The following is a 20337-nucleotide window of genomic DNA, read 5'->3' on the forward strand; positions in this document are numbered from 1 at the left end:
TCCCTTTATTTTTCCCCATTCTGGTATATATTGGGGGCGAAATGGTCAACTATGGAATCGACATAGAGGATAATTCTCTCTTTGAATCCCTGGGGTTCAAATGCGGGCTGGAAATCCATCAGCAAGTAGCCACCGAAAAGAAACTGTTCTGCCATTGTCCGGTCGGCCTGACCAAGAGGAAATATGATGCTGAGATTCTGCGCCATATGCGCCCGACCCTGTCGGAACTGGGCGAGTATGACGGCACCGCCCTGATGGAATTCAAGACCAAGAAGGAAGTCATCTACCGTCTCTATCGAGATCGCACCTGCACTTACGAGATGGATGATACCCCGCCCTTTCTGGTCAATCAGCAGGCGGTCGATTTCGCTATTCAACTGGCCCTTCTTTTCAATTGCAGAATTGTCGATGAGATTCATGTCATAAGAAAACAGTATCTGGACGGTTCCATCCCGACCGGTTTCCAGAGAACCATGATTATCGGGGTTGACGGCTGGATGCCGTATAAGGACCGAAAAATCACTGTCAGTCAGGTCAATCTGGAAGAAGAGGCCTGCCGTGAGGTCTCCGATATCGGGCATCGGATTACTTATGCCACCGACCGCCTCTCGATACCGCTGGTTGAAATTATTACCGGATCCGATATGCGAAATCCGACCGAGGCGGCTGAGGTTTGCCGACTGCTGGGAAATTCAATGAAGATTACCGGGCTGGTGCGGCGCGGCATCGGCACCGTTCGGCAGGATGTCAATGTTTCCATCACCGGCGGTACCCGGGTCGAGATCAAAGGGGTCTATAAAGTCGGCAATATCAAACCTCTGACTGCTATCGAGGCGCTTCGCCAGAAGGGATTGCTGGAATTAAAGAAGCTCTTCCCGAGCCGCTTTGGGACAGCAGAAAAGATTGCCTATGCCGAAAGCAATCTTACCCCCATGTTCAGCGGCACTAACAATCTAATCGGCCATCGGCTCGAAAGTGATACGCCCCTAAAAGTGGTCGGTCTCTATCTGCCGGATATGGCCGACATCATCAATTTCCCCCTGCAGCCAAACTGGGATTTCGGTTCGGAATTGGGCGGAAGAGTGCGGGTCATCGCCTGTATCGACAGCAAACCCAACCTCTTTTTCTATTCCCGGAGAGATAAATATGACATTCCGGAGCAAATCTGGAATGAAATCCGCGGCATATGGAATATCGGTTCCAATGACGATATCGTGGTTATCTGCGGGCCATCCGCCGATGTTGTCACGGCCATAAACGAAATCAAGATTCGGATATCGGAACTGGCGGGCGGTGTAGTCAATGAAACCCGCCAGGATATGAAAGACGGCACCACCGATTTTGAGAGAATTCTCCCCGGCCCCGATAGAATGTACCCCGATACCGACCATCCTCCGGTCAGAATTGCCGCCGAAAGAGTGGCCGAAGACAGAAAGAAAGTGGGCGAACCGCTCTGGGAGAAACAGCGTCGCTGGTCACAAATGGGGCTGGGTCCGGAATTGGTCGCCGCTTTGTCATTATCTCCCTCTGCCGAGCTTTTTGAACGTCTGGCGGCCGAGAAATCTATCAATGTCAGGAAAGCGGCGCATATCTGTACCGGTCTGATGACCGGCCTCAGAAGAAGAGGTTATCGGTTTGCCCAAGACAGTCAGGGTAAAATCTATCAAATCATCCTATCTGCTCTGCGGCAAGATTGGCCCTATGGGCGATTGAAAGAGGCGCTCGTTGCTCTGGCCTCGAATGAATCTATTCCTGAGAGTCAGGTCAAGGAGCCGGACGAAGCGATATTCGAGAAGTCCTGGCGCGAAGCCGAAAAAGCTTTCATTCCTTCCAAGAATGATACCGATCATGAGAAGTTCCGCCGTTTCATTATCGGGCGGTTACTGGAGAAATACCCCGCTGCCACGAGGCAAATTCTCGAGCGAGTCAGCCGGAAACTGGCTGTCGTAAAATAGCCCTCTCTATTTCTTTCTGAATAATTCCGCGAATTTTCTCGCCGAAGATCGTGAGGAAAACTGCGCCAGCGCCTTTCTATAGCCGGCCTCGGCCAGACGTGCCCTCAAATGGCGATCTTTCAAAATCATTCCGATCGCATCAGCCAGTTTCTCAATATCATCGGGCGGTACCAAGAGCCCGGTCTGTTTATCCTCAATAATATCGGTAATTCCCCCGGAATTCGTTCCAATGACCGCAGTACGGCAGAGCATCGCCTCGGTCAGCGCCAGGCCGAAGCCTTCCTCAATGGAATTAAGAACCACGACGGCGGCCCGATTGTAAACTTTCCGCAATTCTTGCTGGGGTACCGGCTCCTTAATTATCGCTCTTCCCTTCAGACCGAGTTCATCTATCCTTCTGGCTAAAGACAACTTTTCCGGCCCGGTTCCATAAATTTCCAGCCTTGCTTCCGGCAGTTCTTTTGATATTGCTTTTATGGCCTCCAATAAAAATGAAATTCTCTTCTGCCCGGTTAGCCGGGAGACCGCCACCACCAGCATCGGCTCCTTATGAACTTGCGGATCAGGATAGAAAAGGGTTTCATCGTTGGGAAGCGGCACGACGGTGACTTTGTCGGCAGCCTCCTTGCCCAGTTTCGTTATCTTGCTCTTGAGATAGCTCGAAACGACAGTCCAGGCCTTAGCCTGTTTTATAATTGGCCGGAAGAACCGATGAATCAGCGGCATTTCGCATAAGAGCCGGATATCGGTTCCATGAGAACTTAAGATGAGTTTAATTTTGTCCTTGTACCGTTTTTTTAGGAAATGGGCAACCACGCCGTTGGGGATCACCCAATGCACCGAGACGACCGAAAGATTTTCCTTTTCGATAACCGAGCAGGCCAGATGATAGGCCGATTTCAGAAATCGTATCAGCAGAAAAATCCTGAAGGGGTTCCGGAATAGCTGGCGATGCATCTCACCGCGGTAGGCAAAAGTCTCTTCCTCATCCTTGCCATAGCGAAATCGGTGGATATTAATCCCCTCGATTGTTTCAGAATCAGGCAGAGTGGCATCATGCGGTGCGACCACAACCACCTCAACCCCTTCCTCTCTCAATTGCCGGGCCAAAAGGTGCAGGAAAACCCCCGCAAAGTCCCCCTTGAAACGAATATAATTGTGGGTTAGAAAAAGAACCTTGATTGATTCCAGGTGCTGGTCACCTTCAATTTCAAGCTTGAACGACAATCTTCCCTTCCCCGGGCAAACCGGTTTAATATTCCATATCGGGACTTTAATAGCGGTAATATAGGGAAGTCAAATCGTAAGGAGAATCAAAAAAAGAGGGCCATTGCGCGACTTTGCCATTTATTGGGATGAATCTTGAGCCTTTCCTGTCCGGGTGTTTTAGATTTGTCCCCGCAAATGAATTGATTATCTTTGCGGCATTGGTTTAGTGATAAGAAAATAAGGAGAATAGAATGCAGAATTTTACTTTTTATCTCCCGACCAAGATAATTTTCGGGCCGGGAGAGATTCAAAAAATCGGCATTGAGGCCAAGAATCTCGGCGAAAAAGCCATTATTATCACCGGCAAGCGATCATCTTCGGAATTCGGCATTATCAACCGTGTCACCGATTATCTTGAAAAAGAAGGTATCGAGGCGATTGTCTTTGATAAGATCGAACCAAACCCGAGGACGACTACCATTGATGAGGCGGGTGCGCTGGCGCGAAAAAATGAATGCGATCTTGTTATCGGTCTCGGCGGCGGCTCCCCGATGGATGCCGCCAAAGGGGTGGCGGTGGCAGCCGCTGAGGGACAACCCATTTGGGACTATATTTACCATGGTCAGCCGGTGGTCAAAAAAGTCACCAGGGCGCTCCCGATTATCGAAATTCCCACTCTGGCCGCGACCGGTTCCGAGGCCGATTCCGGGGCGGTTATCACCAATTGGGAAACCCATGAGAAAACTGTCCTCGGTTCGCCGCTTCTCTTTCCGCGCGTATCCATTATCGACCCTGAATTGACCGTCACCGTCCCCAAAGACTATACCATTGACGGCGGCATTGATATTATCTGTCATGTCATCGAGAGCTTTTTCACCGGTGATAACGACACCCCGGTGCAGGACCGATTTTCTCTTTCGATAGTGCGGACTGTGATGGATTATCTTCCCGATGTAATAGAAGACCCCCAGGATATTAACGCCCGCGGCCAGCTCTCCTGGTGCTCGACCCTTGCTCTTTCCGGGATGATTAATTCCGGTCGGGGCGGGAATTTCCCCCTGCATGCCATGGAACATGCTCTTTCGGCACACTATGATATTTCTCACGGTCGGGGGCTGGCGCTGCTTCTCCCCCGCCTAATGGAATTCACCTATCCCTCGCGCCCGGCCAAGTTCGCTTTTATGGCCCGGGAGCTGTTCGGCATCGACTCCGAAAGAAAAACCGAACTGGAGCAGGCTCGCCTCGCCATTGATTGGATGATCGATTTCCTGCAGTCAGTCGGGCGATACATGAAAATGGAGGATGTCGGTATTAAAGATGATTCGAAATTCGAGCAGATGGCCGAAGACATACTCCGGTTATACTCGATGAATCGGCAGTATCTGAACAATCCCAAGCCGCTTTATAGGGCTGATATAATCAAGATATTCCAGATGACGCAGTAGGTGCATTTGTTATTGGAAGCAGAAATATCTTGCCGGAGTCATTCCTTTTCCGGTATAATAATGCCAAATCTACCAAATGGAGGATTATATGCCCCTGCTATTAACCAGAGATGATGTTATCCGTGTGCTTGATATGCCTGACTGTATGACCATGGTGGAAAAAGCCTTTGCCGAACTGGCCGCAGGAACCGCCGTTCTGCCGCTTCGAATCGGCATTACTCCGCCCGACGGTTTATCGCTCTATATGCCGGCCTATTTGAAAGGGATGGGGGCGCTGGCCTGCAAAGTGGTGACGGTTTATAAGAACAATCCCAAAAAATTCAATCTTCCCACAACAATCGGTAAAGTGTTGTTACAGAATCCCGAAACCGGCGAGGTAATCTGCATCATGGATGGCGGATATCTTACGGCGGTTCGAACCGGCGCTGCCAGCGGCGTGGCAACCAAATATCTTGCCCGCGCCGATAAAGGACAGGTGGCCGGAATATTCGGCGCCGGTGTGCAGGCCAAGACTCAGCTATGGGCGGTGGCGACAGCAAGGGAACTCGCGCGCGCTTATGTATATGATATCTCCGCCGATGCCACAAAGGCGTTTATCAAAGAGATGGAAACGAAGTTGAACCTGACCATTATCCCGGCCGAGTCGCCGGAGCAGATTCTGGCTGAGGCGAATATTATTTGTACCGCTTCATCCTCGGCCATTCCCCTGTTTGACGGCACCCTCGTGCGGCCCGGGACACATGTCAATGGTATCGGCAGTCATTCCCCCAACGCCCGCGAACTCGACACGGCCATAATTAAAAGGTCCAAAATCGTGGCCGATTCGTTTGAAGCCTGTTTGAAAGAGGCCGGAGATATCATGATTCCCATGCAGGAAGGTGCAATTGCTTCAACACACATGCACGCGGAGCTGGGCGATGTTATTCTGGGCCGCAAGCAGGGGCGGAGCAGTGATTCCGAGATTACTCTATTCAAGTCCAATGGGCTGGCGATTCAGGATGCCGCAACGGCCAAGTTGGTTTATGATAAGGCCAAGCAGGCCGGGATCGGGAAAGAGGTAGTGATTTAGCTGATCAATGTTTTGGGGGGATCAGTGGCTCGGATGATGGAATACTGCCATCGGCAGAGACGAGAATTCCGATATATTTCTAAAGATATAAGATCTGGCGGAAAGGGGCGGGGAACTCCCGCCCCCAAAATCAATACTCTACTTCAACAGCACCATTTTCTTCGTCGCTTCAAAGTCACCGGCTGTGAGGCGATAGAAATATATTCCGTTCGCGGCAGATTTGCCGCCTGATACTGCCCCATCCCAGCGTGCGACATAGTATCCGCCAGGCAGAATCTTATCTAAAATTGTCGCAACTTTCTGCCCCAGAATATTATAAATATCGAGTGCTACAGTGCACCTCCGAGGCAGACCAAACCTTATTTCTGTCATTGGATTAAATGGATTGGGCCAATTCTGCTCCAATATATATTCCATGGGCAGTGCCTGTGTGCCATTTTCTATGATGTCATTGCAGGGACTGATATTAACGTTTATATTGCATGTATCCGCCCCAGAAATATTGCTTGCAATTATATTATAAGTGTAACTGCCTGCTGTATCAACACTGAAACAAAGGGAATCATTGGCCCATGATGCGCCATCAATGATGACATTGCCTGCATAATATATAGGCAACTCGATACACAGTTCGCCGCTGCACAATGCCGTGTCAATTGACAACTGCGGACAGACAATAGCAGGCGTATCCCATCCACAACCGCCCGGTCCGCCGTGTGCGCCCATATCGTTTCTTACGGTACCCAGCGATGGTGGAAAGCACACGTCATTGTACTGTATGTCTGGATCGCCAGCATCTATACAAGGGGAGCCTTCCACTATTCTAAAGACCGTGCTGCTTTCAAATATCGGATGCAGGTCAATGTTTCCTGTGCCTATATACCCATCCTGAACATCACTATAAGTCACCGCCGCCGTCCCATATATCTCGTTTCGAGCATTGAAGTAGAAAATAGAATTTGCTGATGTAACGACACTGCCTCCATTACACCAGACACCTTCATACGCATTGTGTGCGACCGTGCAATTGAACATCGCGAGAGTGCCCGAATAAATGTATATGCCCCCACCTTTGGCCTGGCCGCCCCAGACTTCGCGGGAATAAAGTGAGTCATCGGCGATTATGCAATTCTGCATTATCGCAGCGCCCGAATATATGTAGATAGCACCACCGAAAGCATCTTCTTCGGCAGTATTGGCGCCCGCATAGGCAAGATTGCGTTGGAGAATGCAGTTCTTCATGATCAAGGAATCAGAAGAGTGGTAGATGCCACCACCAACCGCCTCGGCGCCTCTGCCTGCAGTCGGATTCAAAGAGTAACATAGATTATCTGCCACTTCACATGCAATCATATGGAGCGGACCTCCGCCACTGAAGATACCGCCCCCGGCCGCGGTCGCTGTACTGCCATACAATAAATTACGGTTATTAATAATCCTGCATTTGATGAGCGTGAGTGATCCCGTAAAATAAACACCGCCGCCGAAAAGTCCGGTAGTCTCATTTGAATCAATGACCGTATTAGTCAGAGTCAGCGTGGAATTTACGGAATATATCCCGCCACCATAGCTCAAAGTACTGTTATTCTTAATCAAACAATTGCGCACGGTGGGCGCGCCATTATCGCAACGGATTCCACTCTGTGTTGATCCGCTGATAGCGCAATAGGCAAGCTCAGAACCCGGTACATTATAATTGAAAAATATTCCCCTCCAACCACCGCTCCCCAGGGCTTCCTTGAAAATAACTGAATCTTCCTCGGTTCCTATCGCTTTAAGTACACCCGCAACTTCAAAAACATAGTTGCCCTGAAACTCAACAAGAACGCCGGGTTCGATGGTCAACCCCGCTATGAGTATGTCACCCGTAACGCAGTACGGCGAGTTTGCCTTTGTCCAGGTGCTATTTACGATCGTACCTGAAACAAATGTACTATCGGCAATTGCCGAAGGAATGCCCGCGAAAAATAATAATCCCGCGGCCACCATGAAGAACATTGCTTGAAAATAGCGATGATGCATAGCCATCCTCCCTCCTGTAGATTGGATTATTGCCGTCGGGCAGGCGCAGGAGATAAAACCCGAACCCGAGGGTGCTCAACCTGATATTAATAGATCTCCGACTTTTGTCAAGGCAAATTCACTTTTTTCGTGATGTTTTCTTAACCTTTCTGCTAATTATTCAATTTCGCTTAATGATTGTCTTACTTTTCTTGGTTCCAAAATCGTTGCGAGAGGGGGCCGAGTTAGCCCATCCCCCGCCTCAATGACGTCAGGCAATTTGGACACTCCTGGGCTTTAGGTTAAGTCATACTCTGCCTTATGTCAAGGATTTTTTAATGCGACCCTCTCTATTCCAAGAGTATATTTGTCTTGATTAAGAGCCATTGACATTAACCACAAATTGGCTATTTTCCCGGTGAAAGATAAGACCGATGCTCTTGGGTCTTATGAACCGACAGCTTTGGATTCCCGACATCATTGCATAATTTTGCGAACCACCCAGGGCAGCGAGTGCTCCCTTTCTTATAAATTGAGTTCCTTATTCAAGGAGAAGCACGAAGCATGATCAAAATCAGGCATATCAGGGAGGAGGACGCCGAGGCGTTCCTGGCCATGATACAGATGCTTGATAATGAAACCAGGTTCATGATGTACGAACCGGGCGAGAGAAGAGCAACGGTCGAAACCATGCGCGAGAAAATCCGCAATATTCTTGCAAAAGAAAATCAGACCGTTTTTGTGGCCGAGGATGACAACTGGATTATCGGTTTTCTTCAGGCCATGGGCGGGGAACCCCGAAGAATTCGGCACCGGGTTTATATCGTGCTCGGAATCATCAGGGAATTTTGGGGCCGCGGCGTCGGGAAAAACCTCTTTCTGGAAATGGAGAAATGGGCCCGCGAAAAGGGGATGCACCGCCTGGAGTTGACCGTCATGGCCGACAATGAGCGGGGAATTCGGCTTTATCAGAAAATGGGTTTTGAAATCGAGGGGATGAGGAAGCATTCTCTTCTGGTTGACGGCGAATATGTCGATGAGTTCACCATGTACAAATTGCTCGACTGAAGGCCGGCATTCCGGATCCGCTGTTTCTATAAAAATACCTTGACATTAGCCGTAAAAAGACTGACTATGATAGACAAATGACTAATCGATTAATTGTATTTTGGCAAATAATCAAATCAACATGAGGGAGGAAGTAACATGCTCTGCGACAAAAACAGGTCGGCTCGATTCGTTTTGACATTTTTAATGGCCATTGGCTTGATTCTCTGCCTCGGCCAGTCTCTTTGGGCCAAAGATATTTCGGGCATGCTGCATGTTCCGGATTCCGGCAAGACCCAGATATTGACATTGAACGACGGTTCAACTCTCACTGGAAAGATCACGAAAGTCAATGTCGACAGCATCGCCTTTACCACCCAGATGGGCGAAATGACGATTTCGATCGACAAAATCGTGGAAATCAAGGAGGTGGCCAGTTCATCTTTTAAGGGAGGCAAATTCTGGTTCCCTAATCCGAATCAGACCAGATTATATCTCTCACCCACCGGCCGTATGCTTAAAAAGGGGCAGGGGTATTTCTCGGACTTGCTTCTATTCTTTCCCAGCGTTTCCTTTGGGGTGACTGATAACATTACGCTTGGCGGAGGAGTTTCGTTATTTCCGGGTGTTGATATTGACAAACAGCTTTATTATTTGATTCCCAAAATAGGCTTCAATGCGGGGAAAAATGTCGCCATCGCGGGAAGTGTCCTGATCATGAGGATTCCGGGCTTTGATGATGACGGCTTTGATACTCCCAAGAGCATGGGCATAGTTTTTGGAACCTGTACTATCGGCGGAGAGGATAACAGCTTTACGTTCGGCGTGGGGCATGGTTATGTGGGTGACGAATTCGCCGAAAGCCCGGCCGTTCTTGTCGGCGGCGAGTATAGAATCGCCCGCCGCCTGTCTTTTGTCAGCGAGAACTGGAAATTCCCCGATGTCGATAATCCCCTAATATCGTATGGACTCAGATTTTTCGGCGAGAGTATTTCTGTTGACCTGGCTTTATTCAATGTTCTCAGCGAGGATTTCTTTTTCCCGGGCATTCCCATGGTAGGATTTATCTGGAATTTTTAGAAAAGCGTTACGGCGAACTGAATTCATAAAAGGACAGCCCAACCGCTGTCCTTTTTAAATTTTAAAGCATTTTGCCCTAATAACTGGGATTCCCGTAGGGGCGTATTGCATACGCCCCATTGATTTCACACCGACAATATATAATATAAATTGATGGAGTACGGCCCTGCCGTGCCCCTGTATGGCTCCGAGATTAACTGTCCGATATTCATCCTTATTATCCTCTGGGGGCCACTTCCTGAGAGGCCTTCTGTCTGGATTCCATTAATGATGCGCGGAGTTGCACGGGTAAGTCAACAACGATCAAATCGATATTGTGCGGAAATCGGCCTCTTTTTCGCTCCTCCTCGAACTGGTCCCGCATATTCTTCTCAGTGAATATCAGCATTATTTTCGCGGCATCCTTCACATTGAGAAGAAATACCGTATCGGCGAGGAGTTTGTGTTTCTTGCCAATTCCAGGTTTCCCGCTTGCGGTATAAGCCCCACTGGTCGAAATGCTTGCCACGATTTTGCCATTCTCGCTGACGGCATCAAATTTAAATACACCACCCCAAATCAGCGGGACTTTCTTTTCAGTGAAAGAACAATCATATTTCCGCTCAAGGAAATTTACCCGCACCCAGTTCTCCACTTTGTGCTGGATTTCTGTGTTAGCCATAATATCCCCCATGAAAAATTAATAAATCGGGCGTCTCGCCCTTTAGCCATTTTAATTAATCGTCAAATTTGCAGGAAACATGACCCGCGAGAAGCACAGATGATTTCCCCCGGCGGGAGCTGACTCCCGCCGGAATCAATCACATATTGGTATAGTTCGGCCCGCCCCCCCCCTCGGGGACGACCCACTTGATTACCTGATACGGGTCGGCGATATCACAGGTCTTGCAATGCACGCAATTTGAGGGGGTCAACTGCAGTTTCTTCTTCCCCGGATTGGCCGCATCCTCAACCATCTCGTATACCTGCGCCGGGCAGAAATGCCGGCAGGGATTGCCGAACTGCTCGGTGCAAATCCCGTTGCAGATATTATAGTCGGATATGACCAGATGCGGCGGCTGCTCTTCCTCATGCTTGGTGCCGCTGTGATAAACATCCGTCAGTTTATCTAAAGTATATTTGTTATCGAATTTCAGATCCTTGCTGACCGCATCATCGCCGCGCTGGGTGACATAATCGCGCAAATGCATCATATGCTGATGATCCGGCCGGGTGGTGGCGCGGTCAATAAGTCCCCGCCCTCGGCTCAGCATCTGCAGCCCGGCATGGAACATGCCGCCCAGAAGGCCGCTGTCAAAACCGGCGTGATAATTACGCACGGCATACAATTCATCTTTGGCCCAGGAATTTTCAAACCGCCGCTGCATCCCTTTAAGGACGCCGACGCTGAAATCATGCTTCTCCAGCGCATCATATATTGTCTCCGCGGCCAGCATCCCCGACTTGATTGCCAGATGAATCCCTTTCAGCTTCTGCGCGTTAAGAAATCCGGCCGCATCACCGACCATCAGAAGACCGTCATGGTACAACCTCGGCATGGCATAGTACCCCCCCTCGGGGATAGTCTTGGCGCCGTAGTGAAGCATCGTCCCGCCCTCAAAAATCTTTTTCACGAAAGGATGAAGCTTAAATTGCTGGAACTTGTAATGCGCATCACTGGTAGGATTGGGGCTGTTGAGCCCGACCGCATACCCGATTGCCGCCATCTTATTGCTCATGGCATAAATAAATCCGCCGCCATATTCCTCGCTCGGCTGCGGCCAGCCGAAAGTATGTATAACCTCACCCGGACGCAGGCGCCCCTCCGGAATCTCCCAAACTTCCTTAACACCGGTGAGATAAGCCTGCGGGAGCCGCCCATCGCGCAAATTGAGTTTGTCAATCGCCTCTTTGGCCAACGAACCATGAGTCCCCTCGGCCAGAATCGTCACTTTGGCCTTCAAATAAGACCCCGGCTCAAAATTGGGACGCGGATGCCCCTCTTTATCCAGCCCGAGGTCAACCGTACGTATCCCTGTGACGCGATTATTCTCGACCAGAAGTTCGAAGCCGCCGGTGGACGAAAAAATATTTATCCCGATTGCCTCTACCTGCTCCGCCAGCCATCCCGCCACTTTATTTAGAGAAACGATATAGTTTCCCTCATTCTTAAAAGGAGGCGGCAGTATGGGAAATTTATGCTGCGATTTCTTGGTGAAATAATAAAGGGAATCAGGGCCGACCTCATTTTCAATCGGAAGCCCTTTTTCTTTGAAATCCGGCATCATCTCGCGAATACTTCGCGGATCAAGTATGGCGCCCGATAATGAATGAGCTCCCGTATATGAGCCCTTTTCAATAACCATAATTTCCGGCATAGCAACTTTGCCTCCGGATTGATTGATAAGACTGGCCAGGTGATAACTAAAAGAAAGCCCTGCCGGGCCCGCCCCTACAACAAGTAAATCAACCTCAAGGGTTTCTCGTTGGATATCCATGCACTTTCCTCGCTCTTAGGATTGACATGGAATCAAATATAATCAGATTCGGACAAAATGGTAACGAAAATATCAGGACCTGGATCCTCTGGAACCATTTTCCGTCCTGGCCGTACTTTCGGTCGAACCGGAACCATTGGATTTGATCTGCAACATCTCCATTATCTTCTGCCGGTTGCATCCCACCGTCATCAACCTCCCGGAAACGATAATGGGCATTCTCAAGAGCTCATTATCGGCCGCCAGCATCTGAATCAACTCCTGCCGGGTAGGCATCATCTTATCCAGATGGTGCTTCTTAAAGGCCTTGGATGCGGTGTTAATGAAGTGCTTCGTATCGAAATGCTTGATGAGGAGGGAAATCTCTACCGAAGTAAGCGGTCGGTTACTGAGATCACGGACTCTAAGATCAAATTCCTGCGTCCGAAGAAACTGCATTACCTCGTGGCAACTGGAATCATCAGGGTGAGTGTAAATGTCAACTCGTTTCAGCATCATACCTCCAGAATATCAAAAAGGATTCTTTTCTTAAACCAGACAAAACTAAACTCGTTAAGTGCTCTATTATCTATCTAAATGATGGGAAGCCTGTACTTTTGTTATCGGCTCTCCGTCAAAAAGGCTTATATTATATACATTATCAGTCAAAAAGTCCACTAAATTATGTCTATTTCCGCACAAGGTCAACTCTCGGTAACGAATTGTCCCGCAATATATTAACATCAACTAGTTCCTCTTTCACAAATTTTATTTCCGTCCCGACGCTTGTTCAATTTTTCACTTTCTATTCAGTATACTTCTGAGCAGGCTAATAAGTTTCAGATTCCTTTCCTATCTGTTAACTCCGGACAACAACCCCTTGTTGCCAAAGTTCCCTGCCTCGGTGAAGGTGCTGAGCGGCGGCTGCTGAAATGAGTCTCGAATTCGACTCTTCGCCGTCTTAAGGGATCTACCCTAGCCGTCCTAACCTATATAAATATGCTGGCCCGACTCTTTGTTGTCAACCATAATTTGATGATTGGGTAAAGAAATTTTCGACCAATTATGATTACAAAAAATCCTGTTTTATGCCATGGGATGTTCTTCCGGAAATCTTTCGCCGGCGAATAAACAATCACTCGTCATCATCTTTAAGGGCGAGCCTATTTTGAACTGACTGCCGCCGGGGATAAATGACCTCAACAGCACCCCCGGCAATCTCTTTCAACTTCTCAATTGCCCCGGTGATAAGGAAATCGGGCGTGGAAGCACCCGCCGACAGTCCCACCACTTCAATCTCGACGCCACTGGCCTGGAACCACTCTGCGCATATATCATTGCCGGAATCGATCAAATAACCCCGTCCGCAGATAGCGGCCGAGATCTGCGCCAACCGCTTGGAATTGGCCGAGGACTGCGAGCCGACCACCAGCATCAGGTCCACCCTCGGGGCCAACTCCATGATAGCGGCCTGGCGTTGATTGGTGGCATTGCAGATGGTATTGAACACTTCAATCTGTGGATATTTTGCCGCAGCCTCTCTTTCGACCTCGGCAAAATCGGCGGTGCGGGCCGTAGTCTGTGAAGTCAAAGCCAACTTCCCCCCGATAGGACCGAGCGCCTGCACGGCCGCCAGATTTGCAATAACCGTGACCTGCTTTGGAGCATAGCCGACAATGCCGATCGTTTCATCATGGGCGTCATCGCCGAAGTGCAGTATGTGGTAGCCATTTTCGGCAAGCTTTTTAATAATTTGATGGATGCGAATCACCAGGGGACAGGTTGCATCAACTACCTTGAGACCGCGTTTTTGCGCCGCCTGGAAAACCACCGGCGACGCGCCATGAGCCGGAATTATAACCGTTCCACCGTCTATCTCTTCCAATGAGCTCGCCTGGCCGACCCCGGCCGCCTTAAACTTCTCCACGACTGCCTCATTATGCACGATCTCGTTGAGAATGGTTACCCGCCTGTCATGAAGCATGGTCTCTTCGGCAATTGATATGGCCCGCTTTACCCCCATGCAGAAACCGTAATGCTCGGCAATGATAATCTTCTTCAATCCATTCTTCTCCTGCGGCAATTTAAGCATTTATGGGGTAGTGATGCAACTGGCTTATGCGGGTAAGATGACAGGCCGGCTCAATTTGCGCTCTTTATTACCCTGCCCTCGGAGGAGTTCTATAGTCCGGGCAAGAAATAGAGACTCCTCCTCAGGCAGGATTCTTTTCTCAGGCTGAAAATCGGATTTTGGAAGATTTTCCCTCCCGGCCGATTCTTCGTCTGCCTATTTAAAAAGAGATACGAAATTATTCAGGAAATATTGGGTGAGAGTTAGATCGTCATCCAGTTCCGTATGGAAGGAGCTGACCAGACAATTCCGCTGAAACAGGAGCACCGGCGTTTCTTCATATTTGGCAATAACCTTCACTTCCGGCCCGTAATGCAACACCATCGGCGCACGAATGAATGATGCCTGGAGAGCCGCCGGCGCGCCATTTAGCGCCGCCTTTATATAGGTATGAAAGGAATGCAATTGACGGCCATAAGCGTTTCGACGCACCCTGATATCGATTATCTCCAGCGGTCGGATACGCGCGCCATCAACCTCCCGAGCCAGAAGTATCATTCCGGCGCAGGTTCCCCAAACCCCTTTCTTCCGGCAGAATTCCACCAGTCTGTCGCGAAGGCCAAATCGGTCTATCAGGAGATTCATGGTGGTTGATTCGCCGCCGGGGATTATAAGCCCGTCAAGGCCGTCCAGATCCTCTTTGACCCGGACTTCGCAGGTATTGGCTTTGAGTGAAATAAGGCGGTGGAGATGTCTTTCATAATCTCCCTGCAGCGCCAGCACCCCTACCGTCAGATCGGAATACATAATTTCCAAACAGCGCGCCTGAAAATCGTGATTAGCGCACCTGGAGCAGCGAATCCTGCGGGATACTGGCGGCGGAAATCCCCTTCATCGCTTCACCCAGTCCCCGGCTGCATTCGGCCACAACCTTGGGATCGCGGTAATGAGCCACTGTGGTGACAATAGCCGTGGCTCGCTTCTCGGGGTTAGAGGACTTGAAAATCCCACTGCCGACAAAAACCGCCTCAGCGCCCAGTTGCATCACCAGAGCCGCATCGGCCGGAGTCGCCACTCCGCCCGCGGCGAAATTCGGCACCGGAAGTTTCCCCAGGCGAGCCACCAATTTGACCAAATCAAGCGGCGAGGCCAGCTCTTTGGCGGCGCCGTTGAGTTCCTCGGCTGACATAATCGTCAACTGCTTCATGGCCGAATTGATCTCCCGCAAATGCTTGACCGCCTCCGAGACATCACCCGTCCCGGCCTCCCCTTTGGTCCGGATCATCGCCGCCCCTTCGGAAATTCTTCGCAGAGCCTCTCCGAGATTGCGGCAACCGCAAACAAAAGGAACCCGGAATTGCCACTTGTCAATATGGTATTTGTAATCGGCCGGTGTCAGGACCTCGGATTCATCAATAAAATCGACTTCCAGAGCCTGCAGCACCTGCGCCTCGGCAAAATGCCCGATACGGCATTTGGCCATGACTGGAATGGTGACGATTTTCTTGATCGCCTCGATTATGGCCGGATCGGCCATTCGGGCAACCCCGCCTTCGGCGCGAATATCGGCCGGCACTCTTTCCAGCGCCATAACCGCGACGGCACCGGCCTGCTCGGCGATTTTGGCCTGCTCCGGGCTGACCACATCCATGATCACTCCGCCCTTTAACATTTCCGCCAGCCCGACTCGAATCTTATAATCCTTATCTTCAAGGTTCATATCACATTCCTCCTGGTACATTATATAATCAGGATGGGGCTGAATTGTTCCGGACAAGACTCCGCCGTTGAAGACCCAGCCATACCTGAAATTCTGCAGGAATATAATTAATATGGCGTGAAATGCAACCCCGGAGAACCCTTCCCCAAAATAAAACGCCCCAAAAGTGTCCATCATTCACTTTTGGGGCGCAATGTAAAATCGCAGCGGGAACTGCGATCAGGAATCTTTCAGGATTGCCTTATACTTGCCGAAGTTCGCCTGTGACAGCGCCTTGCGGAAAGAATTCTGCTGCTTAACCCAGAAATCACGCATCTTGCATCCTTTGTAGTGTTCGCACTCACACCTGTCACCCTCACAGCAAAGGTTCAGGCAGATAGGCCCTTCCATCGCTTCAATCACATCAAGAAAAGAAATATCCTTTCCCGGGCGAGCCAGCCGATAACCGCCCGTCACCCCCTGATAGGAAACCAGAAGCCCGGCCCAGGTCAAATCTTTCAGTATTTTGGCCAGAAATTCACGAGGAATTTTCTGAGATTTGGCGACCGTGCCTATTGAAGCTAATTTGCCTTTGGGCAAACCGGAAAAGTGCATGACCGCTCTTAACGCATAGTCCGCTTTTCTTGAAAGTTGCATAGTTTACTCCTTATTCACTTATTTCTTAATTGCTTCTCTATCATTCAAAATACGTATAAAATCAGGACAATATGGACAATAACTACAATTTTTTCAAGTCTTTTTTTGGAATTTTCGGTCCCCCTTCGGGATTCAATATCCCCCCTCAAAAGAATCGGCAGAAACAGGACAAACATGCTCCAGGAACTATATCTTTAAGTTTTGCAGGAAATATCAGCTTTCCTTAATGGTCAGATTAATATTCCTTTTTCTCAGCTGGGCAATAAAGGACTGCGGCTCAACCGCCAGTTCCTGAGGGACAACACCTCGTTTTTCGATCTTCCCCACTCCCACCATCCAGGCAATGATCGCCGCCGGAAAAGAGGTACACCGCATCATGGAGGTCAATCCGGTGCGATTATCCTGACGATCGATTATTTCATAGACCAGGGTCTTGGGCCGGCCGGCTTTTATTCCCTCGAAAGTCAGACGCACGAGCACCAGATCCGGTTCATTATAGGTTAGATTTCTCTCCAATACTTTCTTGAAAACTTCTCGTGGCTCAACTTGGACTTCACCAATTCTAATCGGGCCGCGCGATCCCAGCCCGATTTCAAGCATCGGTTTGAAAAGCTGGCAGTGTCCCGGATAGCGAATGGTCTTATAATCAAGAAAATCTATCACCCCGCGATATGTCTGCGGGAGAGTGGAGGTTCCGCCGGAAGTATAAAAAGCCTCGAGCTGACCGATACCGTCAAATTCAAGTTCTTCTACTGCGGTCATCGGATTGACCGTGCGCGGCTGGCCGTTTTCCAATATGATAACCGGCTCCCAGTATTCATTAATCAGCCCCTCTGAGGAAAAAACCAGTTGATAACCGAGCGGCGGACGCGGGCTCTGCGGAAGACCGCCGACCCTGATTCTCAGGGATTGCACTTTGTCAAATTCGACTATGCCCGCGGCGGCCAGGACCGAAACCATCCCCGGCGCCAGACCGCAATCGGGGATAACCGTAACGCCGGCTTCTCTTGCCTGGGCATCCATCGCAAACTGGAGGCTAACCACATCATTATTTCCACCCAGATCAAAAAAATGGGTCCGGCTCTGAATGGCCACTCGGGTAAGCCCCTCGTTATATCGGTAAGGAACCGCGGAAACACAGGCATCAAACTCTTTAAGGGCAGCCGCCACTTTGTCCTCGTCATGGGCGTCGAGCTCACCCGAAACCGTAATCTGATTACCGTACTTCCGGGCTACTTCCTCAGCCGGCTCCGGCTCGACATCAAAAAGCCCCACTTTCACTACCCCTTCGGCCCGACTCAAATCATAGACTATCGCCCGTCCCATAAGCCCCGCGCCGATAACAGCTATCTTCATTTTTCTCCTGAAATATATTCACTCCACAAACTTTTCGGGGGCAATTTATGGTTTAAAGGCATGATTGTCCATAACAATCGTGTCATCCTGAGAAGTCGGGAAAAGAGGGGGGCAATTACCTAAATCAATTGATATCGCTTTCGCAACAACCATTCCAGACCGAGAGCGAGAATAAAAATCGTCAACAGCCAGAATTTATTCCAGATAACAATTTCCTGTTGGAGAGTAACTGCAATCGGTCGGTTATTCAGCCGGGAATAGAGGCTGTCGGCCTCATTCAAGCGGTAAAACCTGCCACCGGTCATTTGCGCCACCTGAGTCATGGGGTCAAAATCGGGACGGCGCTGATAATCCTCTATGGAAAAAGGCTCCACCGCAATCTGACCGGAACTCTCCCGCAATTTTTTCCCCTCCTTTTCGATGTTTCCCAAATATCTGTATTTTCCCGGAGCAAGGATATCAAATTCGGCCCGATACCGCCCTTCGCCGCTCTCCAGAAATTGAGCGACAATGGTATCGCCGCTGTTTTCGCCGGTAAGAGCGATATAGCCCGAGGCGGAAATGATCGGTCGAAAAGCCAGATCATAAACCGAGGCGGAAAAACCGACCCTTTCTCCCCGCGTGTATATCGTTTTATCAGGAGTGATTCTTATCGGATCTGATTCCTCTTTCAGCGAAAGCCAATTGACTATCCCATCAAAAAATCTCTTGTACTCCTCGCCCCCACCGCCAAATCCGTAGCCAAAGAAAGCCCAGTGCCAGAAAGGGGTTGCCGCCATTGCCAGCGTTTTGCCGGCCCCGATATTCCGGTAGCCCAGCACCGGCATTTCTTTACGGCGGGCGTCGATATTGGCGCTGACCAGAATTTCCGTCCCCGGGACGATCGAGTCAACCGGTATATACATTTCAAAGGGCGGGAGATTGCTCCAGCCTTCGCGGATTCCTTGACGATCCTCGGAAAGCCGCACCGCCGGATGAAAAAGAAAATTCTCCGCTGGACTTCCATTGAATTTCACAAAAAGCGGTTTGGCGCTGCGTGCGCGGGAGACAAAGGGAAGATAATCATCGAGCCACCTAGGAAAAGGATTCCTGAGATAATTTTCGCCGAGGAAAACCAGCATCCCGCCTCCCTTATCGTCCAGAAATGATTTGAATAATCCCGCCTTCGACTTGAGCGCCTCGAGATCAATATCATAAAGAATCAGCAGATCGTATTGATTCAATTCCTCCTGCCGGGAGGGAAAAGGCTCGCCCAGATACCCACCCCCCTTTCTCGAGACGACCGTAGTCAACTCCAGGTCCGGTGCGGTGGCCAGAAAACGGTTCAGAAAGGCATATTCCCAGTCAAGATGTTCGGCAGTCAAAAGCACTTTCAACTTACTTTTCAGAACGGTCATGGAGAAAGAACGACTGTTGTTATCGGTGGAACTCTCCCCTTCGAGTTTCGGAATCTCGATCCGGAAAGTCTGCTGACCGGGCCGCTCCGGGGTAAAACTGATTTTTGCTTCCTGCTTCAAATTACCCGCGGCCAATTCGAGCGACTTCGCCTGCAAAACTTTCTGCCCGCTTCGAATCTCTATTTTGATTTCCTCATTATTCATCCCCGACCACTCCAGATGGACTGTCACTTCAGTCGGCTTTCCGGCAAAAACCACCTGATTATAGTCAAGTCCCGATATCGCGACATCCTTTTCGCCAATTTCTGTGCCGATACCGATCGCATAAATAGGAGTTTTGACTTTCATCGCCGCTGTCAGGGGCGAAACGCCGCTGTTGGAAATACCATCAGAGAGAAGCAGCCAGTATTCCGAGGGTGCGGCGGTTTCTTCCTCGGCCAGTTTGCTCATCGCCTCGCCCAGCGCCGTTTTATCCAGATCAGCGCTCGACAGCTCTTCAATCAATCCTCCCGCAAAGTATCGCCGTTTTAAATCAAACCGTCCCGAGAAATCCTCGAACGGAGCGGATGCTGTAAGCGAATCCGCCCTCTGGCTGCGGGTTTTTCCCTCTTCGTCAATCTCCATGCTTTTCGACTTATCGATCAGGAGAGTCGATCGCGGTGTTCTTTCATACTCCCGCCGGTATGAGAGCACCGGTTCGAAAATGGCCAAAAAGAGGGCGATGACGGCGACAATCCGAAGAGAAGTCAGGAGGATTCGGATGCTTCGCGAAAGGGGCGGATTGGTGACACGATACAAATAAACGGCAAAGAGCAGAAAGAGAATAAAAAAGAGAGCGGTCAGAAAGGGGTGACCGGTGAGAAGATTAAACGATAATTCCTTTATGCCGAACATA

Annotated in this window: 16 protein-coding genes; 5 read left to right on the forward strand and 11 right to left on the reverse strand. The window is 49.9% G+C overall.

Annotated features, from left to right (window positions below):
* Positions 1-41: 41 nt before the first annotated feature.
* Positions 42-1955 carry a Glu-tRNA(Gln) amidotransferase subunit GatE gene (gene gatE, locus NT002_03165; GenBank protein MCX6828270.1) on the forward strand — a complete coding sequence of 638 codons (1914 nt, stop codon included), beginning with the start codon at positions 42-44 and terminating at the stop codon, positions 1953-1955.
* A gap of 6 nt (positions 1956-1961) precedes the next feature.
* Here gatE and NT002_03170 read toward each other — a convergent pair whose 3' ends face one another.
* On the reverse strand, positions 1962-3182 hold the full coding sequence (locus NT002_03170) for a glycosyltransferase (GenBank protein MCX6828271.1): 1221 nt from the start codon (positions 3180-3182) through the stop codon (positions 1962-1964).
* 233 nt (positions 3183-3415) lie between these two features.
* On the opposite strand from NT002_03170, the gene NT002_03175 reads away from it, so the two are divergent.
* Both NT002_03175 and NT002_03180 read left to right on the forward strand, forming a co-directional pair.
* Positions 3416-4609, forward strand: coding sequence for an iron-containing alcohol dehydrogenase (locus NT002_03175; GenBank protein MCX6828272.1), 1194 nt, complete (start codon positions 3416-3418; stop codon positions 4607-4609).
* An 88-nt stretch (positions 4610-4697) separates the two neighbouring features.
* Positions 4698-5678 carry an ornithine cyclodeaminase family protein gene (locus NT002_03180; GenBank protein MCX6828273.1) on the forward strand — a complete coding sequence of 327 codons (981 nt, stop codon included), beginning with the start codon at positions 4698-4700 and terminating at the stop codon, positions 5676-5678.
* A gap of 138 nt (positions 5679-5816) precedes the next feature.
* Here NT002_03180 and NT002_03185 read toward each other — a convergent pair whose 3' ends face one another.
* The gene (locus NT002_03185; GenBank protein MCX6828274.1) at positions 5817-7706 is read right to left on the reverse strand and encodes a T9SS type A sorting domain-containing protein; all 1890 of its coding nucleotides are present in this window, start codon (positions 7704-7706) and stop codon (positions 5817-5819) included.
* A gap of 537 nt (positions 7707-8243) precedes the next feature.
* Here NT002_03185 and NT002_03190 point away from each other — a divergent pair.
* A complete protein-coding gene (locus NT002_03190; protein MCX6828275.1) occupies positions 8244-8747 on the forward strand; it encodes a GNAT family N-acetyltransferase in 504 nt (167 codons plus the stop codon).
* Positions 8748-8885: 138 nt separating this feature from the next.
* A complete protein-coding gene (locus NT002_03195) occupies positions 8886-9806 on the forward strand; it encodes a hypothetical protein (GenBank protein MCX6828276.1) in 921 nt (306 codons plus the stop codon).
* A gap of 217 nt (positions 9807-10023) precedes the next feature.
* Here NT002_03195 and NT002_03200 read toward each other — a convergent pair whose 3' ends face one another.
* The 9 genes from NT002_03200 to NT002_03240 all read right to left on the reverse strand — a co-directional run bounded on the left by NT002_03200 (position 10024) and on the right by NT002_03240 (position 20336).
* Entirely contained in the window at positions 10024-10467 is a 444-nt protein-coding gene (locus NT002_03200) for a hypothetical protein (protein MCX6828277.1), read from the reverse strand.
* Positions 10468-10606: 139 nt separating this feature from the next.
* Entirely contained in the window at positions 10607-12283 is a 1677-nt protein-coding gene (locus tag NT002_03205) for an electron transfer flavoprotein-ubiquinone oxidoreductase (protein MCX6828278.1), read from the reverse strand.
* A 72-nt stretch (positions 12284-12355) separates the two neighbouring features.
* Positions 12356-12781, reverse strand: coding sequence for a hypothetical protein (locus NT002_03210; protein ID MCX6828279.1), 426 nt, complete (start codon positions 12779-12781; stop codon positions 12356-12358).
* A 616-nt stretch (positions 12782-13397) separates the two neighbouring features.
* The gene (gene ispH, locus NT002_03215; protein MCX6828280.1) at positions 13398-14324 is read right to left on the reverse strand and encodes a 4-hydroxy-3-methylbut-2-enyl diphosphate reductase; all 927 of its coding nucleotides are present in this window, start codon (positions 14322-14324) and stop codon (positions 13398-13400) included.
* Between the two features lie 225 nt (positions 14325-14549).
* Entirely contained in the window at positions 14550-15140 is a 591-nt protein-coding gene (gene pdxT, locus NT002_03220) for a pyridoxal 5'-phosphate synthase glutaminase subunit PdxT (GenBank protein MCX6828281.1), read from the reverse strand.
* A gap of 31 nt (positions 15141-15171) precedes the next feature.
* Positions 15172-16053 carry a pyridoxal 5'-phosphate synthase lyase subunit PdxS gene (pdxS, locus tag NT002_03225; protein ID MCX6828282.1) on the reverse strand — a complete coding sequence of 294 codons (882 nt, stop codon included), beginning with the start codon at positions 16051-16053 and terminating at the stop codon, positions 15172-15174.
* A gap of 219 nt (positions 16054-16272) precedes the next feature.
* Positions 16273-16689, reverse strand: coding sequence for an Rrf2 family transcriptional regulator (locus NT002_03230; GenBank protein MCX6828283.1), 417 nt, complete (start codon positions 16687-16689; stop codon positions 16273-16275).
* Between the two features lie 213 nt (positions 16690-16902).
* Complete coding sequence (locus tag NT002_03235; GenBank protein ID MCX6828284.1) at positions 16903-18045, reverse strand: saccharopine dehydrogenase NADP-binding domain-containing protein; 1143 nt, start codon at positions 18043-18045, stop codon at positions 16903-16905.
* A 119-nt stretch (positions 18046-18164) separates the two neighbouring features.
* A complete protein-coding gene (locus NT002_03240) occupies positions 18165-20336 on the reverse strand; it encodes a hypothetical protein (GenBank protein ID MCX6828285.1) in 2172 nt (723 codons plus the stop codon).
* Position 20337 lies beyond the last annotated feature (1 nt).

Source organism: Candidatus Zixiibacteriota bacterium, assembly GCA_026397505.1.
Lineage (GTDB): Bacteria > Zixibacteria > MSB-5A5 > GN15 > PGXB01 > JAPLUR01.

Excerpts from the sequence above, each read along its gene's own strand:
- gatE (MCX6828270.1), top strand. The coding sequence starts at position 42 with ATGGTCAACTATGGAATCGACATAGAGGATAATTCTCTCTTTGAATCC.
- NT002_03175 (MCX6828272.1), top strand. The coding sequence starts at position 3,416 with ATGCAGAATTTTACTTTTTATCTCCCGACCAAGATAATTTTCGGGCCG.
- NT002_03180 (MCX6828273.1), top strand. The coding sequence starts at position 4,698 with ATGCCCCTGCTATTAACCAGAGATGATGTTATCCGTGTGCTTGATATG.
- NT002_03185 (MCX6828274.1), bottom strand. The coding sequence starts at position 7,706 with ATGGCTATGCATCATCGCTATTTTCAAGCAATGTTCTTCATGGTGGCC.
- NT002_03190 (MCX6828275.1), top strand. The coding sequence starts at position 8,244 with ATGATCAAAATCAGGCATATCAGGGAGGAGGACGCCGAGGCGTTCCTG.
- NT002_03195 (MCX6828276.1), top strand. The coding sequence starts at position 8,886 with ATGCTCTGCGACAAAAACAGGTCGGCTCGATTCGTTTTGACATTTTTA.
- NT002_03200 (MCX6828277.1), bottom strand. The coding sequence starts at position 10,467 with ATGGCTAACACAGAAATCCAGCACAAAGTGGAGAACTGGGTGCGGGTA.
- NT002_03205 (MCX6828278.1), bottom strand. The coding sequence starts at position 12,283 with ATGGATATCCAACGAGAAACCCTTGAGGTTGATTTACTTGTTGTAGGG.
- NT002_03210 (MCX6828279.1), bottom strand. The coding sequence starts at position 12,781 with ATGATGCTGAAACGAGTTGACATTTACACTCACCCTGATGATTCCAGT.
- pdxT (MCX6828281.1), bottom strand. The coding sequence starts at position 15,140 with ATGTATTCCGATCTGACGGTAGGGGTGCTGGCGCTGCAGGGAGATTAT.
- pdxS (MCX6828282.1), bottom strand. The coding sequence starts at position 16,053 with ATGAACCTTGAAGATAAGGATTATAAGATTCGAGTCGGGCTGGCGGAA.
- NT002_03230 (MCX6828283.1), bottom strand. The coding sequence starts at position 16,689 with ATGCAACTTTCAAGAAAAGCGGACTATGCGTTAAGAGCGGTCATGCAC.
- NT002_03235 (MCX6828284.1), bottom strand. The coding sequence starts at position 18,045 with ATGAAGATAGCTGTTATCGGCGCGGGGCTTATGGGACGGGCGATAGTC.
- NT002_03240 (MCX6828285.1), bottom strand. The coding sequence starts at position 20,336 with ATGTTCGGCATAAAGGAATTATCGTTTAATCTTCTCACCGGTCACCCC.